At 72.5% G+C, this 6,502-nt stretch carries 6 protein-coding genes; 4 read left to right on the forward strand and 2 right to left on the reverse strand.

Annotated elements, in window-relative coordinates; genetic code table 11:
- The first annotated feature begins 24 nt into the window (after positions 1–24).
- From ACFWNV_RS28945 to ACFWNV_RS28960, 4 genes are all read left to right on the forward strand, one after another.
- Entirely contained in the window at positions 25–2,565 is a 2,541-nt protein-coding gene (locus tag ACFWNV_RS28945) for a Tex family protein (protein ID WP_383952714.1), read from the forward strand.
- A 241-nt stretch (positions 2,566–2,806) separates the two neighbouring features.
- Entirely contained in the window at positions 2,807–3,352 is a 546-nt protein-coding gene (locus tag ACFWNV_RS28950; protein ID WP_383952716.1) for a hypothetical protein, read from the forward strand.
- Positions 3,342–4,523 carry an MAB_1171c family putative transporter gene (locus ACFWNV_RS28955; RefSeq protein ID WP_383952718.1) on the forward strand — a complete coding sequence of 394 codons (1,182 nt, stop codon included), beginning with the start codon at positions 3,342–3,344 and terminating at the stop codon, positions 4,521–4,523. The genes ACFWNV_RS28950 and ACFWNV_RS28955 overlap by 11 nt, the downstream gene beginning before the upstream one ends.
- 39 nt (positions 4,524–4,562) lie before the next feature.
- A complete protein-coding gene (locus ACFWNV_RS28960; RefSeq protein WP_383952720.1) occupies positions 4,563–5,351 on the forward strand; it encodes an SDR family NAD(P)-dependent oxidoreductase in 789 nt (262 codons plus the stop codon).
- A gap of 69 nt (positions 5,352–5,420) precedes the next feature.
- Here the strand turns inward: ACFWNV_RS28960 and ACFWNV_RS28965 are convergent, their stop codons facing one another.
- Together ACFWNV_RS28965 and ACFWNV_RS28970 are read right to left on the reverse strand one after the other, a co-directional pair.
- Entirely contained in the window at positions 5,421–5,669 is a 249-nt protein-coding gene (locus tag ACFWNV_RS28965; RefSeq protein ID WP_383952722.1) for a hypothetical protein, read from the reverse strand.
- A gap of 241 nt (positions 5,670–5,910) precedes the next feature.
- Positions 5,911–6,502: ATP-binding cassette domain-containing protein (locus ACFWNV_RS28970; protein ID WP_383952724.1), on the reverse strand; the 592-nt coding region annotated here is incomplete at its 5' end.

Below are 6,502 nucleotides of genomic sequence, written 5' to 3' on the forward strand. Positions count from 1 at the left end.
TACGAAGGCAGGCGGGACCGCACAGTGACGATGTCCATCGAAGGCAGGATCGCCGAGGAGCTCGGCGTACGGGAGCGGCAGGTCAAGTCCGCCGTCGAGCTGCTCGACGGCGGCTCGACCGTGCCGTTCATCGCGCGCTACCGCAAGGAAGCGACCGAGATGCTCGACGACGCCCAGCTGCGCACCCTGGAGGAACGGCTGCGCTACCTGCGCGAGCTGGAGGACCGGCGCGCGGCGATCCTCGACTCCGTACGGGAGCAGGGCAAGCTCGACGCCGAGCTGGAGGCCCGGATCAACGCGGCCGACACCAAGGCCCGGCTGGAGGACATCTACCTCCCCTTCAAGACCAAGCGCCGCACCAAGGCGCAGATCGCCCGCGAGGCCGGCCTCGCGCCGCTCGCCGAGGGGCTGCTGGCCGACCCGTCGGCGGAACCGGCCGTGGCGGCAGCCGCGTTCGTGGACGCGGACAAGGGCGTGGCCGACCCGGCCGCCGCCCTGGAGGGCGCCCGCGCCATCCTCACCGAGAAGTTCGGCGAGGACGCCGACCTCATCGGCGAACTGCGCGAGCGCATGTGGGGCCGCGGCCGGCTCGCCGCGAAGGTCCGCGAGGGCAAGGAGGAGGCGGGCGCCAAGTTCGCCGACTACTTCGACTTCACCGAGCCCTTCACCGCCCTCCCCTCGCACCGCGTGCTCGCCCTGCTCCGCGGGGAGAAGGAGGACGTGCTCGACCTCACCCTGGAGCCGGAGGAGCCCGGCGAAACGCCCGGGCCCTCCACGTACGAGGGCATGGTCGCGCGGCGCTTCGGGATCAACGACCGCGGCCGCCCCGGCGACAAGTGGCTCGCCGACACCGTCCGCTGGGCCTGGCGCACCAAGATCCAGGTGCACCTCGGGATCGACCTGCGCTCCAGGCTGCGCGCCGCCGCCGAGGACGAGGCGGTACGGGTCTTCGCGTCCAACCTGCGCGACCTGCTGCTCGCCGCCCCCGCCGGCACCCGCGCCACGCTCGGCCTGGACCCGGGCTTCCGCACCGGGGTGAAGGTGGCCGTCGTGGACGCCACCGGCAAGGTGGTCGCCACCGAGGTGATCTACCCGCACGTGCCCGCCAACAAGTGGGACGACGCCCTCGCCAAGCTGGCCCGCCTCGCCAAGGAGCACGCGGTCGACCTCGTCGCCATCGGCAACGGCACCGCCTCCCGGGAGACCGACAAGCTCGCCGCGGACCTCATCGCCCGCCACCCCGAGCTGAAGCTCACCAAGGTGATGGTCTCGGAGGCCGGCGCCTCCGTGTACTCGGCCTCCGCCTTCGCCTCGCAGGAACTCCCCGACATGGACGTGTCGTTGCGCGGCGCGGTCTCCATCGCCCGGCGCCTTCAGGACCCGCTCGCCGAACTGGTGAAGATCGACCCGAAGTCGATCGGTGTCGGCCAGTACCAGCACGACCTGTCCGAGGTGAAGCTCTCGCGTTCCCTCGACGCCGTGGTCGAGGACTGCGTGAACGGCGTCGGCGTCGACGTCAACACCGCCTCCGCGCCGCTGCTTTCGCGGGTGTCGGGCATCAGTGGCGGACTCGCCGAGAACATCGTGGCGCACCGCGACGCCAACGGCCCCTTCCGCAACCGCAAGGGTCTCAAGGACGTGGCCCGGCTGGGCCCGAAGGCGTACGAGCAGTGCGCGGGCTTCCTGCGGATCCGCGACGGGGACGACCCGCTGGACTCCTCCAGCGTGCACCCCGAGGCCTACCCGGTGGTCCGCACCATGGGCAAGACGGCGGGCAGCGAGGTGGCGGCCCTGATCGGCAACAGCGGTGTGCTGCGCTCGCTGCGGCCGGAGCAGTTCGTCACCGAGGCCTTCGGCCTGCCGACGGTCACGGACATCCTGCGCGAGCTGGAGAAGCCGGGCCGGGACCCGCGGCCCGCGTTCAAGACGGCGACCTTCAAGGAGGGCGTCGAGAAGATCGGCGACCTGGCCCCCGGCATGATCCTGGAGGGCGTGGTCACCAATGTGGCCGCCTTCGGTGCCTTCATCGACATCGGCGTCCACCAGGACGGGCTGGCGCACGTCTCGGCGCTGTCGAAGACCTTCGTCAAGGACCCGCGCGACGTGGTGAAGCCGGGCGACATCGTCCGGGTCAAGGTCATGGACGTGGACATCCCGCGCAAGCGGATCTCGCTGACGCTGCGCCTGGAGGACGAGACGGAGCGCGGCGGCGCCGACGGCGGCGGTGCGCCGAGGCAGCGCGAGGAGCGGGGCGAGCGGCGCGGCGGCGGCCGGCCCCCGCAGCAGCGCGGCCCGGCGGGCGGCGGCCAGGGCGGCCAGGGCGGTCAGGGCGGCGGCGAGCGCGGCCAAGGCGGCGGCCAGCGCGGGCAGGGCGGTCAGGGCGGTTCCCGCGACGGCGGCAAGGGCCGTCGCCAGGGCGGTCAGGGAAGCCAGCCCGGTCAGGGCGGCGGCGGTCAGCGGCAGGGCGGCGGTGGCGCTCCGGCCCCCGCCAACAGCGCGATGGCCGACGCCCTGCGCCGCGCGGGGCTCAGCGGCCCCGACGAGCGGGGCGGCCGCAAGCGCTAGCCCCTTCGTGACAGTGCGTGCCGGATTGGCTGAATAGGCACCCGACATGGGGACATACCTTGCCAACCCATCCGGATGATCTGTAGGGATGACGGAACGCCCGTTCGTCTTTCGGCGAGCGGGCTTCCGTTTTTCTCCTCAGGACCGCACTCCCGAGGTCGCCTTGAAGGCTAAGGACGTCATGCCCCAGCCCACGCACACCTACCATCGTTGCCCGAGAAAGGGTCCGAAGAGGGAACACATGCGCCACCCTCAGCCCAGTCTGCGCAAGCGGTGCGAGGCGATTCTCGGCCGTCTTGACCTGAGACACCCCTTCTCGCTCGACGGACTGTGCGAGCGGATCGCCGAGCAGCGGGGTCGCCCCATCCGGCTCCACCCGCTGCCCAAGGAGGCGGCGGAGTCCGGCGTGTGCGGACTGTGGGTCGGCACCGCCGACGTGGACTACGTGTTCTACGAGGCCCAGACCACCCCGCTGCACCGGGAGCACATCGTGCTCCACGAGATCGGCCACATCCTCTTCGGGCACCATTCCCTGGAAGCCCCCTCCGAGGACGCCCCGGGCGCCGGCGGGGCGGACGGGTACGTTCCCACCGTGCTCGGGCGCACCAACTACACCACCCGCCAGGAGCGGGAGGCGGAGATGCTCGCCAGCATGATCCGCATCCGCACCGGAACCAGCGGGCCGCCCCTCGGCCACGGCGCCGAGGGCCGTGACACCCTCGCCCGGCTGGAGTCCGCGATGGGCTACGAGCGGCGCGGACGGGGGGCCGTCCACCGTGGCCTCTGATCTGATCGCCTTCGGCGACGGGCTCGCCGTCCCCAGTGTCGTGTGTCTGTGGATAGCCGTCCTGCTCCGCGCGCCCGGCGCCCTGCGCGCCCCGCACCAGCGGGGCCTGTGGCTCGCCGTGGCCACCGCCGCGGCCGCGATGACCCTGAACCTGCCCGAGGTCGTCGCCTACGCCATGGGCCGCGACCCGGAGTACGCGCACACCATCGGGCTCGTGCGCAACCTCATCGGCGTCCTCTCGGCCGGTGCCGTGCTCTACTTCGTGGCCGCCGCCACCCGGGGCCGCAGACTCCAGATCGCCTCCGGCGCCGGTACGGTCCTCTGGCTGACGGTCCTGGTCCTCCTGGACGCGGCCGCACCCGCCCACGGCACGCACACCATTCCGCCCGTGGGCGACCCGGTGCCCTCCCTCGCGTACTGGCTGGTGCTGATCTCCGCCCACCTGATCGCCAACACCGTCTGCGTGTACGTCTGCTGGCGCTACAGCCGCCGCGCCGAGAGCCGGGGCCTCGCCGCCGGACTGCTGCTCTTCGGCCTCGGCACCGCGCTCGCCGGGGTGTTCTGGTTCGTGTACCTGCTCAAGGCGCTGTTCGGATTCACCTGGGCGATGCCCGCGAACCCGCTGCTGATGAACGTGCACGGACTGCTGCGCGCCGCCGCGATCCTCGTACCGACGCTGTTCACCTTCCGCCGCACGGCCGCCGACACCGCCACCGCCTGGCGGCTCTGGCCTCTCTGGCGCGACCTGGTGCACGCGGTCCCGCACGTCGCCCTCAACGAGCCGCGCGGCGGCCGGGTGCTGGAACTGCTGTGGCCGCCGGTACCGCGCAACCTGCTCGTCTACCGCAAGGTCATCGAGACCCGCGACGCCATCCTGATCCTGGGAGAGTACGTCGCCCCCGGCGTGCCCGAGCTCGCGCGCAGCCACGTGGCCGGCAGCGGAGTGCCCGAACAGCGGGCCAGTGCGGCCGCGCTGGCCTGCGTACTGAAGGAGGCGCGGCAGGCGAAGCTGGCCGGGATCCCGCAACAGCGGTCCGACGAGAACGCCTTGGAGCTGCCCGCGGCCCTCCAGACCTCGGCCGGGGGAGGGGACCTGGACGGCGAGGCCCGCTTCCTCGTGGACGTGGCCCAGGCCTACGCCTCACCGGCCACGGCCGGTTTCACCGCGTGAGACATGCACCATGCCCGACAGCCAGGAAGTGAACGTCTCTTGACCACCACCGTACTCATCACAGGGGCCAGCGCCGGACTGGGCGCGGCCTTCGCCCGCGGCTTCGCCGCCAAGGGCTGCGACCTCGTCCTCGTCGCCCGCGACAAGGCCCGCCTCGAAGCCGTCGCCGCGGACCTCGCCCGGGAATTCGGCTCCGTCTGCGAGGTGTTCCCAGCCGACCTGCTCGACGCGGACGCCCTCGCAGCCGTCGCCGAGCGGCTCGCCGACCCGGCCCGGCCCGTCGACATCCTGGTCAACAACGCCGGCTTCGGTCTGCCCGCGCCGTTCCCGTACAACCCGGTCGCGGACGAGGAGCGGATGCTCGACCTGCTGGTCAAGGTGCCGCTCCGGCTCACCCACGCGGTCCTCCCGGGCCTGCGCGAACGCCGCCGCGGCGCGGTGCTCAACGTCTCCTCTGTGGCCGGACTGCTGCCGACCGGGACCTACGGAGCCGCGAAGGCCTGGATCACGGCCTTCAGCGAATCGCTGCGGGTGGACATGGAGCCGTACGGGGTCCGCGTGCTGGCGGTGGTGCCGGGATTCACCCGCACCGAGTTCCAGGAGCGCGCCGGTATGGACGTCACCGCCCTGCGCGACGCGGTGTGGCTGGAGCCGGCCGACGTGGTGGCCAAGGCGCTGAAGGACCTGGCCCGGCGCCGCCCGGTGAGCATCACGGGCCGGCACTACCGGGCGTACGCCGTGGCGGTCCGCCACCTCCCGCGGGCCTTCGTGGCCCGGAAGATGGCCCGCAAGCGGCGCGCCCCGGCGGACCGGCCCGACGGGAGCTGACGCGGGCGCCGCGGCAGCCCGGTGCGCGGCCCCGTGGCGGGGTCGCGCACGTCCGGGTTGGAGGGCGGGTCAGCAGTCGCCGTGGTTGTAACCTCCGTAACCGCCGTAGCCGTAGTCGTCATCGTCGTCCCACCAGCCGCCGTGGTGCCAGCCGTTGTTGTTGTCGTCGTCGTGGTCCCAGCCACCGGCGACGTAGCTCACGTGCTGGGCGGGGGTCGCCGCCGAGGCGGTACCCGCCGTGCCGAGCGCGGCTCCGCCTGCCATCAGAAGACCGGCGGCGGAGATCGCGAAGAGGCGCTTCGCTCTCAGTGCAGACATGAGAATTTCCCTTTCCTCCCACCCTCCTGGAACCTCTCCGAGGCATGGAGGACGGAACCGCGGGCCACGTACGAGGACGCGCCACGGAATCGGATACAGGGCCGCCGAAAATGCGGAAGCACGTGCCCGCCTACCCTGGCGGCGTGGAACGCCGGCCATGGGGGCCTGCTCCGCGGTTGCGGCTCTCACCCACAAACGCTAGTCGCGCTCCGGCGGGTCGGCATCTTGGGCGGGCTCCGGTCTAGACCTCGGTGACCTTGCCGTCCGCGACGTGCAGCCGGCGGTTCACCTGGACCGCTTCGAGCATCCTGCGGTCGTGGGTGACCAGCAGCAGCGTGCCCTCGTAGGCCTCGAGCGCGGACTCCAGCTGCTCGATCGCGGGCAGGTCGAGGTGGTTCGTCGGCTCGTCCAGCACCAGCAGGTTCACCCCGCGCCCCTGGAGCAGCGCCAGGGCGGCCCGGGTGCGCTCGCCGGGGGAGAGGGTGGCCGCCGGGCGGGTCACGTGCGCCGCCTTCAGGCCGAACTTGGCCAGCAGGGTGCGGACTTCGGCCGGTTCGGTGTCGGGCACGGCGGCGCAGAAGGCATCGATGAGCGGCTCCTCTCCGAGGAACAGCCCTCGGGCCTGGTCCACTTCGCCGACCAGCACGCCCGAGCCGAGGTTCGCGGAGCCGGAGTCCGGCGCCAGCCGGCCCAGCAGCACGGCCAACAGGGTGGACTTTCCGGCCCCGTTGGCACCGGTGATGGCGACCCGGTCGGCCCAGTCGATCTGCAGGCTCGCCGGTCCGAAGGCGAAGTCCCCGCGCCGGACCGCGACTTCGCGCAGGGTGGCGACC

It is taken from the genome of Streptomyces sp. NPDC058401, assembly GCF_042722885.1.
GTDB lineage: Bacteria > Actinomycetota > Actinomycetes > Streptomycetales > Streptomycetaceae > Streptomyces.